The organism is Phyllobacterium sp. P5_D12 (assembly GCF_054049495.1).
This window is the reverse complement of record NZ_JBFUMG010001089.1, coordinates 1-733: the sequence shown is the minus strand read 5'-3', so window position 1 is coordinate 733 and position 733 is coordinate 1. Positions and strand designations below refer to the sequence as shown.

The following is a 733-nucleotide window of genomic DNA, read 5'->3' as shown; positions in this document are numbered from 1 at the left end:
GCTGAACATCGTTGCGATCGTTTGTGTAGATACGCTTGAGCGACTCCATATCAAGTTTCATTTGCCGGCCATAAACAAACGGACCAACAAACTTTCCGTCGTGGAACAGATGCACCCGCTGTGGGGGAGAATGGATAAAGTCGACGTTACGCGTGTGCAAATTGTAAGGGGCCAGGAATTCGGCAATAATGATCATGCCGTAAAGCAAGAGCAAAAATATGCCTGATGCCAAAGCAAGCTTGTGCCGCTTGAATTTCCACCACATCAAACGCGTCTGCGATGCAAGATGGATTTTCGCCTGCGCGTCCGTCATCACCTCGACCGACATTGGATCGAACGGGGCAGTGGAAACGTAATGTTGCAGGGGTGCGCCGGGCGGGGGAAGCGGTGCCGTCACTTGGTACTCCTGCCTTGCAAACGAATGCGCGGATCAAGAAAGGCAAGCGCAATATCGGATATCAGCACGCCGATGACCGTCAGGAGCGCGAGAAACATCAGAAAGGAGCCTGCAAGATACATATCCTGACTTTGCAGAGCCTTGATCAGCATCGGACCGGTTGTTTCCAGTGAAAGAACGATTGCGGTGATTTCAGCGCCGGAGATGATCGAGGGCAATATGGAACCGATATCGGAAACGAAGAAGTTCAGCGCCATTCGAAGCGGGTACTTGACCAGCGTGCGGAACGGGTGAAGCCCTTTGGCGCGCGCCGTCATCACATATTGCTTTTGTAAC

Annotated in this window: 1 protein-coding gene and 1 pseudogene; both read right to left on the bottom strand. The window is 52.4% G+C overall.

Going from position 1 to position 733, the window contains the following annotated elements:
• Positions 1–397 (bottom strand): annotated as a pseudogene (locus tag ACXJ5O_RS28880) (ABC transporter permease); the annotation flags it as partial.
• Positions 394–733: ABC transporter permease subunit (locus ACXJ5O_RS28875; RefSeq protein WP_457302900.1), on the bottom strand; the 340-nt coding region annotated here is incomplete at its 5' end. The pseudogene ACXJ5O_RS28880 and the gene ACXJ5O_RS28875, both read right to left, overlap by 4 nt.